Below are 21,593 nucleotides of genomic sequence, written 5' to 3' on the forward strand. Positions count from 1 at the left end.
TTGTGATTGGTATAGAGCCCATGGCTGTTATTCATATCGACCCTAAGCAATACCCCCAGCAACTCAAAGAAAAGTCTGAACAGCTCAGTGCAGCATATGCTGGCTTTAACTCGCCCCAGCTGGAAATTTACCCTTCACTGCCACAACACTACCGCATGCGGGCAGAATTTAGAATTTGGCGAGATAATGGCCGTATTCATTACGCCATGTTCAACCCAGAAAATAAGCAAGTGATTGAGGTCACCGAGTTTCCAGTAGCGACTTTATCCATTTCTGAGTTGATGCCTAAGTTATTAACCGCTTTACAAGTCAAGGAAGTTTTACACAAACGGCTATTTCAAGTGGAATTTCTTGCTAGTCAAACAGGTGATGTATTAGTCAGCTTAATTTATCATAAGCCATTAGATGACAGCTGGGAACAAGCAGCTAAGCAACTGGAGCAGCAACTAAATATCTACATTATAGGCCGCTCACGCAAACAACGAGTGGTGCTCAGTCAAGACTATGTTATAGAAAAGCTGACCGTTGACGAACAAAGCTATTACTATCAACAAATCGAAAATAGTTTCACTCAACCTAACGCCCATGTGTGCGAAAAAATGCTAAGCTGGGCAAAAGGTATTGCTGAAGAGCTAAGTGGTGATTTACTAGAACTTTACTGTGGTAATGGTAATTTTACCATTCCACTAGCCAAGCAATTTAATAAAGTATTGGCAACAGAAATTTCAAAAACCTCCGTCAAAGCAGCTGAGTACAACTTTCAGCGCAATAATATTGAGAATGTTACTATCGCCAGAATGGCCAGTGAAGAATTAACTGAAGCACTCAATAAAATCAGAGCCTTTCGCCGCCTTGCCCATGTAAACTTAGACGACTACCAGTTTTCCACAGTTTTTGTCGACCCACCCAGAGCCGGGCTTGATCCTGCAACAGAAGAGTTGGTTAAGCGGTTTGATAATATTATTTATATTTCCTGTAACCCAACTACACAACAACAAAATATTGCAAACCTAATGGATACCCACCAGGTAAAGCGCTTTGCTTTATTTGATCAGTTTCCTTACACCCATCATATGGAAGCAGGTGTATTGTTGCAAAAAAGATAACATCAAAAAGGCTGTGCTTTAGAATATAACAATACAGCCTTTTTTCTACTGTACTACACTCTTCACGAATGATCCGGCCGCTCAATTCGGCTTTCTACTAGCGTAACGATAATTCCTACAGCAAGCCCTGCAATCAAGATAGTGCCCAGAGAAATCATCAATGTCATACCAGCAACCGCAACTGTTGAGCCCATCATTCCACCTCATTAAGCGTGCATCAAAGATAATATGAAACAGCTTAAAAGAGATGGTTAACTCCTGAGTTGATTAGGATCAACGGCGCTTGCATTTATAATCAATAGTTCCGCCAATATGGGAGCCTGCTTGAAAAATATAATGAGCACTGACTTCTTTATCAAGGCTGGTTGGTAGCACAAAAGAGCCCCACATACCACCACCATCAAAACCGTTGGTAGTCACTGCATTAAAAGGCTTAAATTGATAATGATCCTGGTAAACAACAGGGTTATAATCTGGATTTTGATAAAGTCGGCCAAATCGAAATAAAGCATAATAGCCATAACGATCAGCTAAAATAGACGGCTCAGTATCATCAGTCACTAACACATGGCCAAGGGTCTGAGTTAAATAAATTAATCCCTTTTCATCCTTCATCAACTTCATCTCAAGCCGAGAATTCACCGGCGCACCCGCTCCATTCTGACATATTTTGCCATCGGCATAACATAAATACCGAGCTACATAATCATCTGCAACTGCTACTTGACTGGTAGCAGGCAAAAGTGAAGCAAAAAATAATAAATAACGATTCAAGATCAGTTCCTTAGTAAATAGTAACTTTCAAAAAGAAGTGTTCAAAAAATCAAAAAGACCAACTGCGTTTTAATTTAAAGCAATACTAAAACAGCAGTTTCTTATTTATAAAATAAAAACAGCGTAAAAAAAGCAACATACAATAAATATTTTATTCAGACTAAACAGTCATATACAGACCGATAGATCACCTGCAAAAATCATATACACTCAAGCAACTATTAGAGATAGACTTTAATTGAAGGACTTCTATCCTCTACAGCCACTTATATCGTATTCGACAATCCAACATTTACTAAAGTCCAATAAAAAATACTTTCTTTTTAAGTTAAAATTTAGTAACAATACACCCTCAGTCATAACAGATATAAACCAAACAAATAACTAAAGCGAGTTTCATAATAATAAAAAGTTTTTATTCACTTACTTAACCATTAAATAATTTAATGCCTCACCACCTTTAATTAATAGTTAATCGTAGGTGTGCAGGTTATATTTCAGCCTATTGGTTTATAAAAAACTCATCGGGCGAGTGGTTGTTTGCTAAAAAATACGGCAGGTAAGTGAGTAAGAAGTAGCTATAGCCCTTATAAAACAAGGGTATAAAACAACCTTTAGGAGTAGATAATAACAATGCATATTTTCAAACGCACCACGCTTTGTACCGCTATCGTAGCCGCTTCTTCGTTTAATATAGTAACCCATGCAGATGAAGGTTTTATTGAAGGTAGCTCGTTAGATGGAATGTTAAGAAATGTTTATTTCAACCGGGATGGCCGCCACGGCTCCGACTATGACAATAGAGAATGGATACAAGGTCTCCAACTCAATTATACATCAGGTTATTTTGCAGACATCATAGGGTTTGATGCTTCTTATTATGGTGCTTGGGATTTAGACTCTCCAGGTAATAATTTTACTCATTTACCGGCAGATGGAAGAAACCCTAAAGAAACGAACGATATCAACCTGCTAGGCCAAGCATATGTAAAAGTAAAATTAGGTGATGATGATTTAAACTTTAATTTTAAGCACGGCCGAATGCGTCGTGACACAAATCTTATTCAAGGTTCTGGTTCTCGTGCTGTACCCAGCTCCGTATATGGCACTGCAGCTGATATTAATGTTCATGGCCTGAAACTACATGGTACTTATTTAACTGAAGGCTCATGGCGTAATATGGGACACTTTGAGCACTTTGGTGATAGTGTTGAAGAAGTTAACTATATTCAAAGCTATGGCTTAGCTTATGAGTTTGATAATGGATTAGGCTTTGAGTATGACTGGGGAGAGTCAAACAGCTTTTTAAAAGGACAACAGTTCAAGATTTACCACACTTTCAGCTTAGCTGATAATACTCAACTCTACCTAGAAGGTATTCATCATAGAGTCAAAGAAAATGGTGATGCTTTTATTCGAAGTAAAATAAATAAAGACAGAACCGCAGCCCAAGCAGCTAGTTTTGACGGTTATGACTCCCAAAACACCCAGCTCCTAGCAGAACTCACCGTAGATGAGTTAACACTAAAAACAGCTTACCATCAAACTAAAGGTGCAGATTTTGAGTATGATTGGGCAGCTTCCCCCTCAGGTTTTGGAGGGTTTAACTCCATGGTTCCCTACTGGTCAGACTTTATTTGTAAAGACCAAAAGGCAATAATGGTTGGCTTTGAGTATGACTTTGCCGGAGTTGGGATACCTGGACTCACCTTAGCAGCAGGCTATAGAAAAGGCTTTGATGGCGATAAGAATAACACTGGTATTGAGACTACAAGCCGTGGCAACAAGGAGTGGGGCCGGGATACAACCATCGCATATGCGTTTCAGACAGCAGCACTTAAAGGCTTAAAGCTCAAGTGGACCAACTATACCCATAGAGAAGAATCAAACCTAAAAAATGAAGATATAGACAATAACCAAATTTACATTGACTATACCTTCAACATTTTCTAGTGATTACTCCTAATCATTAAACACGACTAGACGTGTACATATCTAGTGACCTACTATTCCTTTAGCCTGTCATTGTTGACAGGCTTTTTTATTTACAACACTTGCCGCTAACTGTGAAAGAAATCACGTTATTTTTAGTCCTTGCTAATACAATAATTGCCGTTTAAATGGAATTATGCCCTTCGTATTGGGTATTTTATAGTCAAAGCGAATAATACAAATAGCAACTAAACAAGGACTGTTAACCATGCGCAATCATTTCATCAATACACTTGCAGCTATTTCATTACTATCTGCCAATATCGCCATGGCAGATTATAGTTTGGCTGATCCGATATCAGAGCCACTACCCTATTCAGTCATTGACCAAGGTGTTTACAGTGTTGAAGAATCTAAAAAGCTCGAAGTGATTACTGATCAAGGTACTTTAGCAGCCCGCTATTATGCAGAAAATCCAAGTGGCGGTACAGGGTTACCCATTATTGATTTTAATAAGTATTTAGTGCTGGGTATTTATATGGGAACTCAGCCTAGTGGTGGTTTTATGATTGAAGTGGTGGATGTACGGGAAAAAGACAATAAAGTCATTGCAACAGTCAATTCAATCGAGCCTGGACAGCGCTGCGCTGTGATTACATCACTCACGTCACCCTATCAGTTAGTACAAATAAAAATTCCTCACGCTCCAATGCAAGTGGTATTTAAAGAAACCAATCAAATAATAGAGTGTGAATAAATAGGTTTTTCTTTCCAGAGAAGGTGTACCAAAAAGGAAAATTAGAACGATGGCCGCTCCAACTTTCTCTTTTGAGGCTGTCGCAAAAGCTGGAAAATATCGCGTGATAGGGTGTTCTGGAACAGCTGTTAGGAACAGCAAAAACTATAAAGGCCAGGAATGGCCTTGTAGAGCGATGGAAGAATACCCTGTTATTTCATATTTACTCTCTAATACCCTTTTGCAACACTCTCTTTCAAAGAGGGGAATCAATTTTTGCTAAGACCTCAAAATGTATAGTGGAAAGAAGCCCCTTATTAATACAACATCCATTGATTTGACACAAAAATATCACTTTACTCAAATGCTATACTTATAAGAGGATCGGGGCATTACACTCACAACCAAGTCAAAAACACGATGAGCGACTTTGAAAATATATTTGATGCTAGTTATGAGCGAGTGTTAGGCAAAGAAATTAATGCCAGATCATTTTTTGATGCCTTTTATCTTAATTTTACTAGTAAATCAGATGCAATTGCCCGTGCTTTTGCTAATACCGATATGAGCAAGCAAAAACGGCTTTTAGAAAAGTCTTTTTATAAACTGCTTACTTTTTATGCAACCAATAATGCTACAGATTATTTAGAAAAAATTGCTATTCAGCATAACCGCCTTCACCTTAATATATTGCCTGAATGGTACGATATCTGGCTAGAAGCGCTTATAGAAACCGTTGCCCAGTATGATGATGAATTTTCAGATAATATAGAGCTTGCCTGGCGACTGGTTTTAGCGAGTGGAATCACTTATATGAAGTTTAAACATAATCATGTTGAGGAGTAACTGCCTATCTTTTCAGCTAAGTCAGATCAATAACAGTACAATGTGCAGCCCTTCCCTCAGCCTTTGATACTTTGAAGCTAAACTGATAAGAAAGTATGGCTGGGTCACTCTATGAAACAACAAACAGATAAGTTAAAGCTCAGTGTTGAACGGCTGAAGACCACCATTTCTCACAACGACTTTCCGTTTGCCACCACAGACAAACTAAAACCCTACTACGGCATTTTAGGCCAGGATAGAGCTGTTACAGCCTTGCAGTTCGGAGTTGCTATGCAGCAAAGTGGCTACCATATGTATGTGATGGGAAGACCCGGTAGCGGTCGCAACTCTTATGTAAAAGCTTTTCTTGATAAAGAAGCCAAGCGACAAACAACCCCAAACGACTATTTATATGTCAATAACTATAGGCTCACTAGAGAACCTATCGTTTTAGCTTTGCCTGCTGGGATGGCTAATATTTTTAGAGATGATTTTGAGCAGCTATTAGATAATTTGCTAGCCACATTCCCCGCAGCCTTTGAACACCCTAGTTATCAACAGCAAAAAGCCAGAGTTGAACAAGAATTTAATCAACAATATGACCGCGCTATCGATACCGTTGAAAAAGCAGCTTTAAAACACAGTATTGCACTATTCAAAGATACCAACACCATCAGCTTTACTCCTGTGAAAGGGGGCAAAATGATGGATGAAGCAGAGTTTGCCAGCTTACCAGATACCGAACGGGAAGCCTTTCATCAACATATCTCTCACCTGGAAATATTGCTCAATGAAGCCTTGGTAGGACTCCCTCAATGGAAGCGGGAGTCATCAGACAAAATGCGCAAACTCAACCGGCAAACCATTAATCGGGCGATTGCTCCACTATTTCGCCCCTTACATGATAAATATAAAGAAATGGCAAAAATCCAAGACTTTCTTCAAGCCACTAAAGAGCAGCTACACAAGACAGTTATTGAGCTATTAGTAGAAGAAAGTGAAGAAGCACGAGAAGATGCGGAAAAAAAAGAAGCGTTAACTAACGAATTTGCCCCTAATTTAGTTGTAGCACGAGATAAAACAGCAGGCGCTCCCGTCACTCATGAGTCACACCCGAGTTATCGAAACTTATTTGGCCGTGTCGAATACAGCAGTGATTTAGGTACGTTAGTCACTAATTTTCGCCATATTTGCCCTGGCTCGCTACATCAGGCCAATGGCGGTTACTTGATTATTGATGCAGATAAATTATTAACCGAGCCCCATGTATGGGATGCCTTAAAAAGAGCGTTAAAAGAAGAGGAAATACGGCTTGAATCGCTTGTATCTGAGCTGGGGTTAGTCAATACGATAAGCCTGAACCCTCAACCCATTCCTTTGAAAGTAAAAATAGTACTGATTGGCGACCGGGAAACCTATCATCTGCTCCAAGCCTACGACAGCGACTTTCACAAACTGTTTAAAGTGACTGTCGATTTTGACGATGAAATTCTGCTTAATGAAGAAACCAAAGATGGCTTTGCCCGACTTATGCAAACTTATGTCGAAAAAAACCAGTTTAAACCACTCACTTCTGCAGCCGTAGCACGACTAATGGAACATAGTTTGCGGCTAGCGGAAAATAAGTCCAAATTATCTGCCTCATTCAGGGATATGTTTGACTTAGTCAGTGAAGCCAATTGCTTAAGACGTATGGCCAGAGATAAGTTAATCGAAGTAGAGCATATTGAACGAGCTCTGCATGGCCAAGAGTGGCGCACTAATCGCTTGTCTAGCGAGATTATGGATGACATGCTAGACAATACTATTTTAATTGATACCCAAGGAGAATATGTTGGAAAAATAAATGGGCTAACGGTACTGGATTTAGGCAACAACTGTATTGGAACACCATCAAGAATTTCTGCAACCGTTTTTCCAGGCACGGCAGGCATTGTTGATATTGAACGAGAAGCAGAGCTAGGGCAAGCCATTCACTCCAAAGGTGTAATGATTTTATCAGGTTATTTAGGTCAAAAATATGCGCAAGATTTTCCACTTAATTTGACCGCCAATATTGCCCTTGAACAATCCTACGGCAAGGTAGATGGCGATAGCGCCTCACTGGCTGAGCTGTGCTGTTTGATTTCAGCCATCACTCAAATCCCTCTTTCCCAAAGCCTCGCTTTAACTGGTTCAATTAATCAATATGGTGAAGTACAAGCTGTTGGGGGAATTAATGAAAAAATAGAAGGCTTCTTCAAATTGTGTGAAAAACGAGGCCTCACAGGTAATCAAGGTGTAATTATTCCAGCCGCTAATGTAAAAAATCTAATGCTTAATCAACCAGTGGTAGAGGCAGTTACCGCTGATAAATTTGCTATTTATGCCATTAACAAAGTGGATCAAGCATTAGAATTGCTCACTCACCGTCCAGTAGGTGAACTTGATGAAAGCCATCAATACCCTGCTAACTCAATTAACGGAATTGCCATTACTAAATTAAAAAAATTAGCTGAGTTGGCGAATAATCATCACCATTAACATTTACAATAATAACAGTAAGCGTTACAGCCAGGTTTCTTCGATTCTAATGGCATCAGGGTGTTGTTGTAAAAACTCTAATGCATAATTTAATTCCCCCATTGCTTCCGCATGTAAGGTAAATAACGGTTGTCCAGATACAACTTGATCACCTAATTTAACCTGCATTTCAAGCCCTGCAGTTTTTACAACAGGTGCCCCCACAAAATGGGCCAGCCTGGCAATGAAACGATTATCAATATAGGTAATAATGCCATTATGGGAAGCCGTCACTTCATAAGTATTATTAGCGACTGGAGGCTCAGTAAAACCGCCTTGAGCTTCACAAATAGCCATAAACTTTTTCTCTGCTGCACCAGAATTCAAAATTTTCTGTGCCAGCCGATAACCTTCTCCTTCTCTCGCTTTACCGCCCACTTCTAATAATTTTCCAGCAATAGTCAATGCTCGTTGCGCAAGCTCTACTGGTGCATCAGGGTCACAACGTAATACAGCAAGCACATCTTTTGCTTCCAAAGCAGGACCAATACCAACGCCTATCGGCTGATTACCATCAGAAGTCATTGCAGTTACTTCAATTCCCAGCGCTTCACCAGTAGCAACTAATAACCGTTGTAAACGAAAAGCAGCCGCTTGATTTTTAATTTTGGCGGTGGGACCGATAGGAATATCAATAAGTACATGGCTCGATCCAGCCGCTATTTTTTTGGCTAATACAGAAGCAACCATCTGCCCTTCACTATCAAGGTTCAAAGCTCGCTGTACTCTTAATAAAATATCATCAGCTGGGCACAAACTAACTGAGCCTCCCCAAGCCAGGCAGCCATTCTCTTGTTCTACAACTTGACGGATTTGTTGCAGGCTCAAACTAACGGGGGTCATCACCTCCATCGTGTCAACAGTACCCGCAGGTGAAGTGATTGCCCGAGAAGAGGTTTTTGGCATGGTTAAGCCAGCGGCAGCAACTATTGCTACTACTAATGGTGAGGTGCGATTACCTGGCACTCCCCCCACACAATGCTTATCCAGCACTTGCGGTATATTCCAATCGATACGTTGACCTGAATTCACCATTGCCTTGGTAATAGCAAGTACCTCAGGCGGCGACAAATGGGTACCAGAACAGGCAGCTAAATAAGTGGCCAACTGAATATCAGGATAATGTCCCAGACAAATGTCGTGCATCACTTCAAAAACTGAATTTTCATCAAATGATTTACCAGCCAATTTGTTCTTCACACAAGTAAACGATTCTACAGGCTTAGCATGGCTACAATGCACCTGTTCACCTTCATCTGCTTTTAGTAGCTGCCAAGCTGCTTCAGACAAGCCAATTTCTTGATTAGTTAACAACTGGTTGGTAATAAATTGTATTGTGGCAATTATACTGCGATTTTCAGTCGCCACTTTGATTCGAGAATGAACTGAAAACCCTTCTGACTTACACACATGACAGTCTTGCTGTAAATAAGCAACCGGCTCTTGACGGGTATCAATGCCAATCCTACGTAATCGCAATGGTTGTTTTTCTGCTTCCATTATGGTCCTTCAGTAACAAAGCAATAACTAACAAAAAAGTCCAATACAACACTACTCTCGATCTACTGTTAAAGCAATTTACTGCTTGGAACAGTATAACGCATAAAAATTCTAGCTCAGATATTTCATTAGATATCAATGATACCTAATGATTGCAGCCTTATTGAGCCCAACAGAAATTTTCTATGGTCTGATGAAATATTTACAATAGTAAGTCTAAACTAATATGTAAGATGTACTCATTTATGTTGGATTGTTAATATATGCAATTTCCAAAGCTGCACGATGTATTGGATTATGTGGTTAAGACTCACTGGCAGATGAGCCAGCTGTATCAAAAACTAAGCCATAAGGCAGAACAAGAAAAAGTGAAGCTACTGCTGGATTACTTAGTGGAACACGAAAAAGCGATCAGTGATAATTTAATAAAGATTGAAGAACATACACCAAGCCAGGTAATTAACTTATGGTATCAAGAGCTAACTAACGACCCACTGTTCAGGCAATACCATGCCAAAGACTTTGATAAGGATATTTCCCTTAATGATGTTATTCAAATTGCACTAGAGCTGGATGACCGGCTGATTGACTTATATCAATTACTCGCCAGCCATGCAAAGTCCCATCAAGCCAAAGAAACCCTCAATAATTTACTTTATTTGGAAAAACAGCGAAAAAAGCAGTTCCTGCTAAATGCTTTACAATTAAATATAGATTAACTTTTCGGTTGAATATTTCATCTGGCTACAGAGAATTTATGGGTTAGGAAACCATCCGCACCGGTAACCGCCTAGCCCCCCAAATACCTGGACGAGGTTCAAAAAAACCCGCTAACGGTGTACCGCAACTAGCACAACAGCCTTGGTCATCCAGCCCCCAATAACCAAGTACATACCAGTTACGCTCAATCAACATTGCACCACATTGATGGCAATAGGTACTCTCACCTTTCACATCAAATACATTACCAGTATACACATAGTGCAACCCTTCACTGATCGCAATACTTCTTGCTCTAGTCAACGTTTCGGCTGGGGTACGGGGTTTATCCAGCATTTTCCAATCTGGATGAAAGGCCGTAAAGTGAACCGGTATAAATGGCCCCAGATTTTCCATAATCCATTCTGACATTTGATGGATTTCTGCATCACTGTCGTTTTCATCAGGAATGAGTAAATTGGTAATTTCAAACCATACATTGGTTTCATCTTTTAGGTATTTCAGGGTATCTAATACCGCTTCTAATTGCCCACCACATATTTTTTTATAAAATCGTTCAGTAAAACCTTTTAAATCTACATTAGCAGCATCCACTCCTTGATAAAACTCAACTCGCGGCTCCTTACAGATATAACCTGCCGTTACCGCAACAGAAAAAATATCATTTTCCCTACAGGCTTGTGCAACATCCAAGGCATACTCCATAAAAATGACAGGGTCGTTATAAGTATAAGCAATACTGCGACAGCCCAGACTTTTCGCTGCTATAATTAACTGTTCGGGTGAAGCTCTATCTGCCAGGGTATCCATTTCTCTGGATTTACTCATATCCCAATTTTGACAAAACTTACAGGCCAAATTACAGCCCGCAGTACCAAACGACAGGACCGGTGTACCTGGATGAAAGTGATTAAGCGGTTTTTTTTCGATAGGATCAACACAAAAGCCGCTGGATCGGCCATAACTGGTTAAGACAACTTGATTATCTTCACAGGCGCGAACAAAACATAACCCTCGCTGCCCTTCCCGTAACTTACAATGCCGTGGACAAACATCACATTGAATCCGACCATCTTCTAATTGATGCCAATACTTTGTGGCAACGGTATTTACACTTGCAAAAGCCATTGAGCTACCCTACCCGCCAGCAGGCTATATATACATACGATCTACTTGCGCGAACTATTTCTTCTCACCTATGCTCCTACATATAGAGTGGTATTCATTTCAAACACGATGCTATCCATTAGAGTACACCCGAGTTAGGAGGTTCGCTATGGAGATTCGCCAGCCTGCAGTTGCCGGCATGTTTTACCCAGAGTCGCCTCAAGATCTCGGTAATACAGTTAAAAGCCTACTAGCGATTGATGATCCAATTACTATGGTCCCTAAAGTATTAATTGTGCCTCATGCAGGATACATTTATTCAGGAACCGTAGCAGCAAAGGCTTATCACCTGCTTGAGCCGTTAAAAAGCACTATTCAGCGAGTTGTAATGTTTGGCCCTTCTCATCGGGTTCCTTTTACAGGTCTAGCACTACCTGCTGCCGAAGCATTTAATACTCCACTGGGAATGATTAATATAGATAAAACAGCTATTGAGCAAGCGGCTCAACTGGAAGACGTGCAAATTCTGGATATTGCCCACACCCATGAACATTGCTTAGAAGTACAGCTCCCTTTCCTGCAAACCATGCTAACCAGCTTCCAGCTCATCCCTTTTGTTGTTGGTCACGCCAGTGCAGAATCTGTCGCCAATGTCATTGAGCATTTTTGGGGAGGGCCAGAGACTCTAATAGTCATTAGTTCAGACTTAAGTCATTACCACCCTTATCAAGAAGCAAAAGCCATTGATGCAGCCACAACCGAAAAAATTAAACAGCTTGATTACCATTTACATGGTGAAGAAGCCTGTGGTTGTAAGCCAATCAATGGCATTCTATTAACAGCTAAACGCAAAGGATTAGCAGTCACAACGTTAGATACGCGTAACTCCGGCGATACTGCTGGCCCTAAAGACACTGTAGTAGGGTATGGAGCCTATGCTCTCCGCTGAGCTTAAGCATGATGATGAACAGACCCTGTTAAAGCTGGCACGTCAGGTGATCACTGCTGGCTGCCAAAAACAAACACTGGCTGAAATTAAACCTGCTGAGTATTCCCCTGCCTTGCAGGAAAAACGCAGTGCGTTTGTCACTTTAACTAAGCAGCAACTATTAAGGGGCTGTATTGGTAGCCTTAATCCTACTCGCCCTTTAGTTCTAGAGGTAAGCCATAACGCCTATGCAAGTGCATTTGAAGATTATCGTTTCCCTAATCTGGATAGTAGTGAACTGAACCAGATCAAAATTGAAATATCCATATTATCTCCACATCAACCCATTAATTTTGTTGACGAATCATCATTAATAAATCAACTGAAGCCTTTTCAAGATGGTGTCATTCTGCAATACAAACAGCACCGTGGTACATTTTTGCCCCAAGTTTGGGAAAAACTACCCAAGCCAGATGCGTTTTTTAAACAGCTCAAACAAAAAGCAAATCTGCCTCCTGATTTTTGGAGTGAAGAAATAAAGTGTTACAAATATCAAGTATTTGCTTTTCATGAAAGTTAATAGCACCATCACTCATTTAAATAAAACCTAGTTAACAAAAAGCGTTCCTCTCTTTACCACTTATACTATTAAATATAATGCAGCAACTATTCAAACTTCGCTATCATATATCCTTCACGAATGACTTCTAGGTTTTGTTATCTTCACTCCTTGCCCCAATCACCTATTATTTATAAGCTCATGAGGCCATCATCACTCGATGGCCGCACCTATAAAACTTTCGTATTGGGTATATAATTATGAAAGATAAATTATTACCACATGCTTAATCTAGCAAAAAAATAAATATAACTATTTTCAATAATTAGAACCCGTCAATAACCTCATATATCAATTTTTAACGCCCTCTCTCAACTCAATGTAAATATAGTTGACACAAAAAGTATAGAATAGTTATTATGATGCCTACTATAGAAAACATTTTTAGAAAAGCCAAACTAGCTCTGACTATAAATTAACGGCCATTAAAATACTTTATACATACATTAGTGACAACGGGTAAAACCAGCATTTCTCATTTTTAATGAAAGCCAACATTTCCAAGCAAGTTATTATCCAGAAATAGCAACTTCCCCAAATAGCAAGTGAGTCGGGTACATTTAACATTAGCAATAAAGACTTATTTACAAGTCTTTAATAACTGAAAATTTAAACTATGAAATACCGTATTTTTTTTAGCTGCCTATTTATATGGTTTATTCCACAACTGGCAATTGCCAATGAGTTCAAATGTAATCAAACATTACGTATGGCTATTGGTACACAACGAGAACCTTTTGTTATACAGAAAAATACAACTGTTTCTGGGTTTGATATTGATCTATTGCGAGCAGTCGTTAAACAAACAGGCTGCAAACTTAAGCTAGTCAATAATAAAGACCTAACCTGGGAAAAGCGTCTAAAAATGATAAAAAGAGGAGAGCTAGATATTGCTTCTGGCGCTTCTTGGGATAATAACCGAGCAGAGTGGGCTCATTATAGTTTCCCTTATCGTAATGAGTATGCAGGTATTTACATCAAAAAATCTGATGAAAACCAATTTGCTAACAAAACCTTACCCGAGCTACTGTCAAGCTCCTTCACATTAGGTGTTACTAAAGGTAATACCTATGGCTCTAAAATAGATACTTTATTAGCCAGTCACAAAAATCAACTGTATTTTGTAACTGACTCTTCAGATTTTTATCCATTATTAAGCCAAGGCAAAATCGATGGTTTTATTGGCTACCCTGTAACAGAAATTATTCAACTGATCAGAAATAAGTTGGATGATAAGTTTTCCTTACACTATGAAACCGTTATAAAAACAGGACAAGTGCACTATTTATTAAGTAAAAAAACCATCTCACCTGAGTTATTTAATGCATTTAATTCTGCATTAGTAGCGCTTAGATCAAATGGAGACTATGATAAAATCGTTAAAAAATACTCTATTAGCTATGGAATTAGCACATGGTAGAAGAAGGCACGATATGCCTTCTTCTATAGGCTAGCTATATCACAATATCATTTATTAACCCTCATGCAGTACATTCTTGGGGTATCCATGTTTTCCACTTTTCTTCATACTGTTTAATCCACTTATCTGCTGCCTCATTGTGGGACATATTATCTACATCTACCCAGGCAGCAACTTCTGCTATCATCTCATTAGAAAAATTAAAATTATTAACTAGCTTATAGGCACAAGGCCATTTAGACTTCATTTTTACAGAAGTCATTTTTTTCAGCCAGCCACCTTTGGGGTTACCACAATCAAAAGTAAAATTAGGATTTACTCCCCATGCACTCTTTTTTTCACACTCTGGAGCGTACTCTGGAAATTCTACAAACTTACCTTTATATTTTGCCTCTACCCAATTCGGGGTCCAGTTAAATAAAACAATAGGCTGTTTCTTTTCTGCTGCTTTTTTTAACGCCACCCAAAGATCATCACCCTTTTTAACTTTATCTACTACAAAGTTCATTCCCAAGGCCCGTATTCTTGCTCTATCAGGCTTTTCCCAAGGCCCAGCTACATAACGCCCTTTATTTTTCGTTTTGCCGCCGGCAAATAAGCTAGCGCACTTATTAAGTGCCTGCCAATCTGGTAGGCCAGGGCACTGTTCTTCTACATACTCGGGATACCACCAGTCTTCACGGGTTTTAGCATCATGAGTACCTGCATCTAATGCTTGATTACCTCCAACCAGCTTATTAAATTTTTCAGACATAGTGCCTTCCCACACTTCTACCTGAACATCTACTTCACCCGTTTTTAATTTCAGCCATTGGGCACTCGACTTGACTGGCGCATATTCAACCTTGTATCCCATAGAGTTAATCAAACGTCCATAAATATTTGCCAATACCGCCTGGCTCGTCCAATTATTAATAATTACTTTTACTGGGTTGCTATCCTCTGGCACAGCAGCGAAAGAAAAATTGCTAGCAATAACAAAACAGAAAGCAGTTTTCAGCTTCATATTTTCACCTGCTTATTTTCAATTAAATGGTTTATATCTATACATATTTTTCGTTTTAACAGCGGTATTTTATATACACTTTTCAATTTAGTTTAACTTCCATTAGTAGACTATATTTACAATAGTATATAAGCCTATTAAATTGCTATTTAAAATGTGCATTTATAACCTTTTGCTTCAAAGCATGATATTATCAATGTCAGTCTCAATGTCAGAGTTTGCTATTGGAAGTTCTAATGAGCGGATAAAAATAGTGATAAATGACTGGACCAGCCAGATTGTTATGTCAAATATATCAGCTATTTTTTTTCAAGAGATGGGTTATAAAACTTCCTTTGTTCAATTAACGACTGATGCTCAGTGGAGTATGATCAGCAGAGGACATATTCATTTACAGTTAGAAGTGTGGGAAGGCACCATGGCTACCCAATACAAAAAACTGATGGATAACAATAGAATTATTGATCTTGGTAACCACAATGCTAAAACTCGGGAAGACTGGTGGTACCCTGACTATGTAGAAGAAAAGTGCCCTGGCCTACCAGATTGGAAAGCACTTCTTGACTGCTCAGAATTATTTACAAATGAAAAATCTAACGGCAAAGGTATTTACTTAGGTGGCCCATGGGAGAAACCAGATGCCAAACGAATAAGAGTATTAGGGCTTAATTTTAATGTAGAAAGGGTTTCTCATGGCGATCAACTATGGATCGAACTAGAGCAAGCTTACAATAAAAGAAAACCCATAGTGCTTTTCAACTGGACCCCAAACTGGATTGAATATAAATACAAAGGCAAATTTGTAGAGTTTCCAGAGTACTCTACAAAATGCGAGACAGACCCATCATGGGGAATTAACCCAGAAGCAACCTATGATTGCGGCAATCCTAAAAATGGTTGGCTAAAAAAAATTGCCTGGATTAAATTTCCCAATAAATGGCCTTGTGCCTATCAAGTCGCCAAAAGAATGAATTTTACCAACGAATTAATTGCCGAACTTGTTTACTGGGTAGATGGACAATATTTAACCCATCTACAAGCAGCACAACAATGGATTAAAACTAAAAAGCATATCTGGCAACAATGGATACCACCCGAGTGCAAAAGAGACTCTATGAGTATATATGAAGAATAATACAGAACTAGACGACCCAAGTTATAAGTTAATTCAGTTACTAAAGTAAACTGGCAAACAAAAATTTTGTGAAATTCTATTACTCCTCATTTCCCACTTCAATAGTCGTCTAGTTTCCAGTTCAAAACAGAAAAATCTAATTAAACACATTGTAATTACTAACTTCATCTCTTTTTCAGCTCATAAAAATATTTATCCAAAAACAAAAGGCCTTATGTAAAAACACCAGCTAACGCACTTACTTCCAAAAAATATTAAACATACTTAATCATAGAGAAATAAAAAAACCATAAGCTCGACAAATGCTTGCTATACACTTGTCGAGCTTATTTTAAAAACTCAATTTTTAAATTTAATCGTTACTTTTTATAAGTAAATAGCGCACTTACTGCCCCCCAATTATTATCTGCATCTTGTGCACTTACATACACCGTATGCTGACCTTTTTTCCAGCCAGCTGTATCGAGAATTGCTTTAACTGACTCAACTGGCTGGTTTAAACTACCATCAACTGCTTCAAACCAGCCACTGGGGGTATTTGCTAACCAAGGTGGCTCATCAATAAAATAAGCTACTTTTTGAATAGATTGAGCGGGTTCTGCTCCTCTTTTATTGCTATATCGGCGATCATCAGCCGTTGCAACAAGTTCAATAGTTTGGCTAAATTCATCACCCAACGTCTGCTGTTTTAAATCAATAATATCTGGACCAGCAGGCGTTTTATAAGGACTGCTTACAACTTTTGCCGCATACATAAGTGCTGGTAAGTTGGTGGGTAGAATCTCCTTCTGGAAATAATCACAAGACTCAAAAAATGCTTTTCCTAACTCAAAAGTAAATGCAGCCACCCCTAGATCACCATAACTCGCTCCATCACTGGTGCCATCAGTTTCATATAACTCAACGGACCGATAGGGAGTATGATCATTAAAATAAGCGAACTTACGCCCTAAGGTTTGTAAAGCTTGATGATTAGGTGCATTACTTCCAGCAGTCCCCCATGGCCAGAGAATTAACTTGCCATGACTATGAATATCTAAATGAATACCACGAGTGTCTTCTGGTGCAGGATCACCGCGATCTGGGCCACGTCTATCTGGGAAAATGCCCTTTAAATAAGCTTCAAGCGCTTGCACTTCTGGCTCTGAACCAGCAGCAGTGCCACGATAGGTATCGTTACAAACATTACCACTGGAGCCATTGCTGGTACTATTCCAGGCATAACTAAAGTTACGGTTTAAATCAATCCCTGTACGGTTGCTACTCCAAGCACACTTTGCATCTAGGTTTACATTCTTACGCCATAACACCCCCTGCTCAGCTTTTTTTCGGCCATCAGGGTTAGCCTGCAATAAAATATGAACCTCATGGTAATCTAAAACCCAGGTAGCATCTGCTTCTGTTCCATATTCAGACAATAACTGTTTAGCAAAGGTTAAGGTCAAGCCTGCTGTTGCATACTCCCTGGCATGAATGGCACTGCTAATCATTAATTTAGGTTTAGATTCAATATCATGGGTACGATTAGTTAACTTAAGTACCAGTAAGTCATATCCCCCTTTATTGTTGCTTTTTCCCCATGAATCTCCAATATCAACCAACTGCACCAAATCTGGATACTTCGCTTGAAGTGCTACGGCTTGCTGAAAAGTCTCCTCAACTGTTGGATAACAGCTATACCCAGGTATACCACTGTCATTATCTGCTCGATTTCGAATGTTATCTAATGCCACCTGGTAGCTGGGGTATGGCAATAATTTAAAGCCCTGCCTAAGCAACTTCTGCTGCTCTTGAGAAGTAGCTGCAATAGTCAAATATCCTGTTTGATAATCAGATTCAAGGGTATCAAACTGCATAACAGCCTGATGTGCTTTAGTCAGATTGGGAAAGAAAGCTTTTACTGTTTTTTTTTGCTGGCTAATAAGGTCATGACTTGTATGGGCAGAACCAACAACAGCCCCTGTTAGCATTATCCCCACTAGCCCCCATGAATGAAGTTTCATTGTTATTGCCTCGTCCTTCTGCACTAGTCCATTTTATTTCGTTCATATATATAACAGGAAATTTCTACCCAACTCAATGTAAATGAGTTCTTCAATATTATTAGTTTTGTTACAGTTTGTTCTTAAACACTCTCCTTATTCAACAATCACTTGTTTTATTGTTTTAACCTAAAGCCTGTTAACAGGCTTTAGTGCAGCTGATGTAATTTTTTAATGCTCAGCTACTTTTTCTAGAATTTTGTACTACTATCATCTAAAAGCGGTACCACTTGCAAAGGTAGTAGTAATGATATTTATGAAAAAAATGGCCTGCTCTATTCTATTAGGCTCAATTGCAAGCGCTTACTCCCTAATCAGCTTTGCAGATAAAACTGTAACTATTTCTACAGGTGAGTATAGCCCCTGGGTTTCTAAAAAACTAAAGCATCTTGGCTATGTCAGTCACATTGTTAATGAAGCATTCAAACGCGAAGGCTATACCGTAGAATTTAAATTTTTTCCTTGGAAACGCGCTTATGAGTCAGCCAAAAAAGGAGAGTTCCACGCTACTTCTTTCTGGTTTAAGTCCCCTGATCGAGAAAAAGACTTTTACTATAGTGAACCAGTCTCTACCGAAAAAACTGTTTTCTTTCATTTGAAAACTAACCCGCTAACTGACTGGAGTTCAGTAGCAGACTTAAAAGGAAAAACGATTGGCGCCACCACAGGATACACTTATACCAAAGCATTTTGGGAAGCAGGAGAAAACGGCACAGTAAAAATCAGCACCGCTTCCAGTGATGATAAGAATTTTAAAAAACTATTAGCTTCTCGAGTAGATTTATTCCCTATGGGCACAGTGGCAGGGTATGGCTTGCTTGCTGATAAATTTGATGAAACATCAGTTCACTTGATTACGTTCCACCCCAAGCCCCTTGTTGAATCTACAGGACACTTATTATTTTCTAAGCAAAAAGCAGGCAATGAGGAATTATTAAAAATATTTAATGCAGGGTTAAAAAAGCTTAAAGATGAAGGACTCGATCAAAAATGGCGGGAAGACTTAATGGCAGGTGGATATAAAAAATAAATAAGTCAAATCAACTTTTAAATTTTAAAGCAAAAGCCACATTGCCTATTTTAGCTATGTGGCTTTTGCTTTTCTTTCTAATGAGCTTAGTTTACTAAGGTAAATCGAACACTGCGCCGTTTCACATCAGCCTGTAATAACTGTACGCTAACGGCTTGCTCTAGAGTGAAACGTTGTTCTTTATCTTTACTATGAAGAGTTTGATACAAAGGATCAAAGCTATAACTTTGCGGTAGTTTCCGTGCATCTACAAACCCTTCTACACCATTGTCATCTAACCGAACTGTAAAACCAAAGCTATTAAGCTGAACCACTTTACCTTGAAATACTTCGGCTGTTTTATCTTGTAAATACTGGCAGATCAACCATTGCTCCATTTCATTGGTTGCCTGGCGAGTACGATATTGTTGTTGTTGCAACTGCTCAAGCACTTCATTAGATGTCGGCTCTACTGGCTGACTAAGCAATAATGCTTTAATCAAGCGATGCATTAATAAATCATTATATTTACGAATAGGAGAGGTGAATGTTGTATAAATATCAAACCCCATTCCAGCATGAGGTAACGGCTCATTACTGAATAAACTACGCTCCAGCTGACGACTAAGAATCGCTTTTACTGGTACCTCAGTGGCCTGGTTATTAAGCGCAAGCAGTACCTGACGATATCCCATAGGATCGGATAGCTGGGAAAAATCGAACGTGGGTAGTTGCTGTTCAAGTAACTTAGCCACATCATCCAAGCGCTCTTTTCTCAAGCCTGCATTGGTAATATATATGCCTGAGTTAGCCGCTTTCGCTTTGATAAACTGAGCAGCACAACGATTAGCAGCCACCATACATTCTTCGACTAGTTTATGAGCTGAAAGCCGCTGCTGCTTTTCAATACTGGCTATTTTTTGCTGCTCATTCAGCACCAGGTTGTAATCAGGCTTATTGTCAAAGCTAACTGCTTGCTGCTCACGATACCGAGTTAGTACTTGCTGCACCGCATAAAGGGAATCAACTGTTTGTGCGAGTATTTCATTTGCTTCGCCCAATGCACCTTTATTTCCCTGCTCGATATACTCGCTCACTGACTCATAACTAAGCTTTGCCTTTGAGCAAACTACTGCGGAGTAAAATTGATAACTTTTAATTTCACCATCTGTCGCTAGTTGCATCTCACAAACTAAAGCTAACCGCTCCTGGTTAGCCATTAATGAACAGCGATCATTAGATAAAGCTTCTGGTAGCATAGCCAATGTACGACCAGGCAAATAAACAGACATGCCACGCTCGCGGGCTGCTTGATCAACAGGTGTACCTGGCTCCACCCAGCTAGCGGGATCAGCAATCGCAATTATTACCCGCCAGCTGCCATCTTCATTAGCTTCAGCGAATAATGCATCATCCATATCTTGAGTAGCTGCTGAGTCAATCGTAACAAAAGGAATAGCTGTTAAGTCTTGGTGTTGCTCAGTGACTTTATCTCGCACACCTGTAGCCAGAATCTGCTCAACCTGCTGTTGTACAGCCTCTGACCAACCATCTTGTAGTTGATACTTATTAATGACATAGTTTGCTTCAATACCTGGCTGTTTATCATTACCAATCACTGTAAGCACTTCTGCCTGTGGCTTTCCATTTTTTATTGGGTGTTGTACCAAACGACAACGAACATAATCTCCTGCCTGTGCTTTACCCCGTTGTTTAGGTGGGATAAATATCCAGCGGTTCATCCGTCCATAATCGGGATCAACAAAAACTGCCTTGCCTTTTATTACTATCTTGCCAGTGAATTCTTTAAAGTCACTACGCACTAATTCTTCGATCTCAGCAGTAAGTTGACTGCCTTTGCCCCCTGTTAAAGTCACTTTCACCAAATCATGAGGGAGAACTCTTTGTGCTTCTTCCGCATTCAATAATGCTTGTCTACCATCATCCAACAGGATAGTAGCTGTCTTAAGAGGAGAGTCTTTTACTTTCCCTTGAAATAGTTGTTTTTGAGCCTTGAGTTGTTGTTTTAGTTGTTTCAGCTGGGCTAATGAATCATTACTTAACATGAGTGAAAGGACTTCTGCGTATTGGTTCGTTCAACTTTTAATAGCCAATAAGGCTTATGCTGCATCTTACTTAAATAACGTTGATAAATAGGATGAAGCGCTAGGA

The 21,593-nt window shown here is 39.4% G+C and carries 18 protein-coding genes; 11 read left to right on the top strand and 7 right to left on the bottom strand.

The annotated features are described in order from the left end of the window. Window positions 1-20: 20 nt before the first annotated feature. Entirely contained in the window at window positions 21-1,106 is a 1,086-nt protein-coding gene (gene trmA / locus ORQ98_RS01150; RefSeq protein ID WP_274686933.1) for a tRNA (uridine(54)-C5)-methyltransferase TrmA, read from the top strand. A 62-nt stretch (window positions 1,107-1,168) separates the two neighbouring features. Here the strand turns inward: trmA and ORQ98_RS01155 are convergent, their stop codons facing one another. Beyond that, window positions 1,169-1,303, bottom strand: coding sequence for a hypothetical protein (locus ORQ98_RS01155; RefSeq protein ID WP_274686934.1), 135 nt, complete (start codon window positions 1,301-1,303; stop codon window positions 1,169-1,171). 76 nt (window positions 1,304-1,379) lie between these two features. Further along, window positions 1,380-1,880 (bottom strand): hypothetical protein, encoded by a 501-nt coding sequence (locus ORQ98_RS01160; RefSeq protein ID WP_274686935.1) that lies wholly within the window; start codon window positions 1,878-1,880, stop codon window positions 1,380-1,382. Between the two features lie 633 nt (window positions 1,881-2,513). On the opposite strand from ORQ98_RS01160, the gene ORQ98_RS01165 reads away from it, so the two are divergent. The 4 genes from ORQ98_RS01165 (at window position 2,514) to ORQ98_RS01180 (ending at window position 7,896) form a co-directional block, all read left to right on the top strand. Then, a complete protein-coding gene (locus ORQ98_RS01165; protein WP_274686936.1) occupies window positions 2,514-3,833 on the top strand; it encodes an OprD family outer membrane porin in 1,320 nt (439 codons plus the stop codon). Between the two features lie 247 nt (window positions 3,834-4,080). Beyond that, on the top strand, window positions 4,081-4,569 hold the full coding sequence (locus ORQ98_RS01170) for a protease complex subunit PrcB family protein (RefSeq protein WP_274686937.1): 489 nt from the start codon (window positions 4,081-4,083) through the stop codon (window positions 4,567-4,569). Window positions 4,570-4,968: 399 nt separating this feature from the next. Further along, window positions 4,969-5,394, top strand: coding sequence for a globin family protein (locus tag ORQ98_RS01175; RefSeq protein ID WP_274686938.1), 426 nt, complete (start codon window positions 4,969-4,971; stop codon window positions 5,392-5,394). A gap of 111 nt (window positions 5,395-5,505) precedes the next feature. Next, on the top strand, window positions 5,506-7,896 hold the full coding sequence (locus tag ORQ98_RS01180) for a Lon protease family protein (protein WP_274686939.1): 2,391 nt from the start codon (window positions 5,506-5,508) through the stop codon (window positions 7,894-7,896). 24 nt (window positions 7,897-7,920) lie between these two features. Here ORQ98_RS01180 and ORQ98_RS01185 read toward each other — a convergent pair whose 3' ends face one another. Next, window positions 7,921-9,435 carry a thymidine phosphorylase family protein gene (locus ORQ98_RS01185; RefSeq protein WP_274686940.1) on the bottom strand — a complete coding sequence of 505 codons (1,515 nt, stop codon included), beginning with the start codon at window positions 9,433-9,435 and terminating at the stop codon, window positions 7,921-7,923. Between the two features lie 263 nt (window positions 9,436-9,698). On the opposite strand from ORQ98_RS01185, the gene ORQ98_RS01190 reads away from it, so the two are divergent. Further along, window positions 9,699-10,154, top strand: coding sequence for a hypothetical protein (locus tag ORQ98_RS01190; protein WP_274686941.1), 456 nt, complete (start codon window positions 9,699-9,701; stop codon window positions 10,152-10,154). 43 nt (window positions 10,155-10,197) lie between these two features. On the opposite strand, the gene amrS is transcribed toward ORQ98_RS01190, so the two are convergent. Next, window positions 10,198-11,283 carry an AmmeMemoRadiSam system radical SAM enzyme gene (gene amrS, locus ORQ98_RS01195; protein WP_274686942.1) on the bottom strand — a complete coding sequence of 362 codons (1,086 nt, stop codon included), beginning with the start codon at window positions 11,281-11,283 and terminating at the stop codon, window positions 10,198-10,200. Window positions 11,284-11,431: 148 nt separating this feature from the next. Between amrS and amrB the strand changes: the two genes are divergently transcribed. The 3 genes from amrB to ORQ98_RS01210 all read left to right on the top strand — a co-directional run bounded on the left by amrB (window position 11,432) and on the right by ORQ98_RS01210 (window position 14,229). Then, window positions 11,432-12,211 carry an AmmeMemoRadiSam system protein B gene (gene amrB, locus ORQ98_RS01200; RefSeq protein ID WP_274686943.1) on the top strand — a complete coding sequence of 260 codons (780 nt, stop codon included), beginning with the start codon at window positions 11,432-11,434 and terminating at the stop codon, window positions 12,209-12,211. Further along, window positions 12,189-12,770 (top strand): AmmeMemoRadiSam system protein A, encoded by a 582-nt coding sequence (amrA, locus tag ORQ98_RS01205; protein ID WP_274686944.1) that lies wholly within the window; start codon window positions 12,189-12,191, stop codon window positions 12,768-12,770. Before amrB ends, amrA begins: the two co-directional genes overlap by 23 nt. Window positions 12,771-13,425: 655 nt before the next feature. After that, entirely contained in the window at window positions 13,426-14,229 is an 804-nt protein-coding gene (locus tag ORQ98_RS01210) for a substrate-binding periplasmic protein (RefSeq protein WP_274686945.1), read from the top strand. Between the two features lie 61 nt (window positions 14,230-14,290). Here the strand turns inward: ORQ98_RS01210 and ORQ98_RS01215 are convergent, their stop codons facing one another. Beyond that, window positions 14,291-15,235, bottom strand: coding sequence for an ABC transporter substrate-binding protein (locus tag ORQ98_RS01215; RefSeq protein WP_274686946.1), 945 nt, complete (start codon window positions 15,233-15,235; stop codon window positions 14,291-14,293). Between the two features lie 196 nt (window positions 15,236-15,431). Here ORQ98_RS01215 and ORQ98_RS01220 point away from each other — a divergent pair, with 196 nt between their 5' ends. Beyond that, window positions 15,432-16,370, top strand: coding sequence for an ABC transporter substrate-binding protein (locus tag ORQ98_RS01220; RefSeq protein ID WP_274686947.1), 939 nt, complete (start codon window positions 15,432-15,434; stop codon window positions 16,368-16,370). Between the two features lie 359 nt (window positions 16,371-16,729). Here ORQ98_RS01220 and ORQ98_RS01225 read toward each other — a convergent pair whose 3' ends face one another. Continuing rightward, window positions 16,730-18,373, bottom strand: a complete 1,644-nt coding sequence (locus ORQ98_RS01225; RefSeq protein WP_274686948.1) for a M14 family zinc carboxypeptidase — start codon at window positions 18,371-18,373, stop codon at window positions 16,730-16,732. Window positions 18,374-18,659: 286 nt separating this feature from the next. On the opposite strand from ORQ98_RS01225, the gene ORQ98_RS01230 reads away from it, so the two are divergent. Continuing rightward, complete coding sequence (locus tag ORQ98_RS01230; protein ID WP_274686949.1) at window positions 18,660-19,442, top strand: substrate-binding periplasmic protein; 783 nt, start codon at window positions 18,660-18,662, stop codon at window positions 19,440-19,442. 86 nt (window positions 19,443-19,528) lie between these two features. On the opposite strand, the gene ORQ98_RS01235 is transcribed toward ORQ98_RS01230, so the two are convergent. After that, window positions 19,529-21,487: a VacB/RNase II family 3'-5' exoribonuclease gene (locus ORQ98_RS01235; RefSeq protein WP_274686950.1), complete on the bottom strand. Its 1,959-nt coding sequence runs from the start codon at window positions 21,485-21,487 to the stop codon at window positions 19,529-19,531. Window positions 21,488-21,593: the final 106 nt, after the last annotated feature.

It is taken from the genome of Spartinivicinus poritis (genome assembly GCF_028858535.1).
Classification (GTDB): Bacteria; Pseudomonadota; Gammaproteobacteria; order Pseudomonadales; family Zooshikellaceae; genus Spartinivicinus; species Spartinivicinus poritis.

What these genes read in the sequence shown, in the direction of transcription:
- ORQ98_RS01190 (WP_274686941.1), top strand. Translation starts at nt 9,699, where the DNA reads ATGCAATTTCCAAAGCTGCACGATGTATTGGATTATGTGGTTAAGACT.
- amrA (WP_274686944.1), top strand. Translation starts at nt 12,189, where the DNA reads ATGGAGCCTATGCTCTCCGCTGAGCTTAAGCATGATGATGAACAGACC.
- ORQ98_RS01175 (WP_274686938.1), top strand. Translation starts at nt 4,969, where the DNA reads ATGAGCGACTTTGAAAATATATTTGATGCTAGTTATGAGCGAGTGTTA.
- ORQ98_RS01155 (WP_274686934.1), bottom strand. Translation starts at nt 1,303, where the DNA reads ATGATGGGCTCAACAGTTGCGGTTGCTGGTATGACATTGATGATTTCT.
- ORQ98_RS01215 (WP_274686946.1), bottom strand. Translation starts at nt 15,235, where the DNA reads ATGAAGCTGAAAACTGCTTTCTGTTTTGTTATTGCTAGCAATTTTTCT.
- ORQ98_RS01225 (WP_274686948.1), bottom strand. Translation starts at nt 18,373, where the DNA reads ATGAAACTTCATTCATGGGGGCTAGTGGGGATAATGCTAACAGGGGCT.
- ORQ98_RS01165 (WP_274686936.1), top strand. Translation starts at nt 2,514, where the DNA reads ATGCATATTTTCAAACGCACCACGCTTTGTACCGCTATCGTAGCCGCT.
- ORQ98_RS01180 (WP_274686939.1), top strand. Translation starts at nt 5,506, where the DNA reads ATGAAACAACAAACAGATAAGTTAAAGCTCAGTGTTGAACGGCTGAAG.
- amrB (WP_274686943.1), top strand. Translation starts at nt 11,432, where the DNA reads ATGGAGATTCGCCAGCCTGCAGTTGCCGGCATGTTTTACCCAGAGTCG.
- ORQ98_RS01230 (WP_274686949.1), top strand. Translation starts at nt 18,660, where the DNA reads ATGATATTTATGAAAAAAATGGCCTGCTCTATTCTATTAGGCTCAATT.
- trmA (WP_274686933.1), top strand. Translation starts at nt 21, where the DNA reads ATGGCTGTTATTCATATCGACCCTAAGCAATACCCCCAGCAACTCAAA.
- ORQ98_RS01220 (WP_274686947.1), top strand. Translation starts at nt 15,432, where the DNA reads ATGTCAGTCTCAATGTCAGAGTTTGCTATTGGAAGTTCTAATGAGCGG.
- amrS (WP_274686942.1), bottom strand. Translation starts at nt 11,283, where the DNA reads ATGGCTTTTGCAAGTGTAAATACCGTTGCCACAAAGTATTGGCATCAA.
- ORQ98_RS01170 (WP_274686937.1), top strand. Translation starts at nt 4,081, where the DNA reads ATGCGCAATCATTTCATCAATACACTTGCAGCTATTTCATTACTATCT.
- ORQ98_RS01185 (WP_274686940.1), bottom strand. Translation starts at nt 9,435, where the DNA reads ATGGAAGCAGAAAAACAACCATTGCGATTACGTAGGATTGGCATTGAT.
- ORQ98_RS01235 (WP_274686950.1), bottom strand. Translation starts at nt 21,487, where the DNA reads ATGTTAAGTAATGATTCATTAGCCCAGCTGAAACAACTAAAACAACAA.
- ORQ98_RS01210 (WP_274686945.1), top strand. Translation starts at nt 13,426, where the DNA reads ATGAAATACCGTATTTTTTTTAGCTGCCTATTTATATGGTTTATTCCA.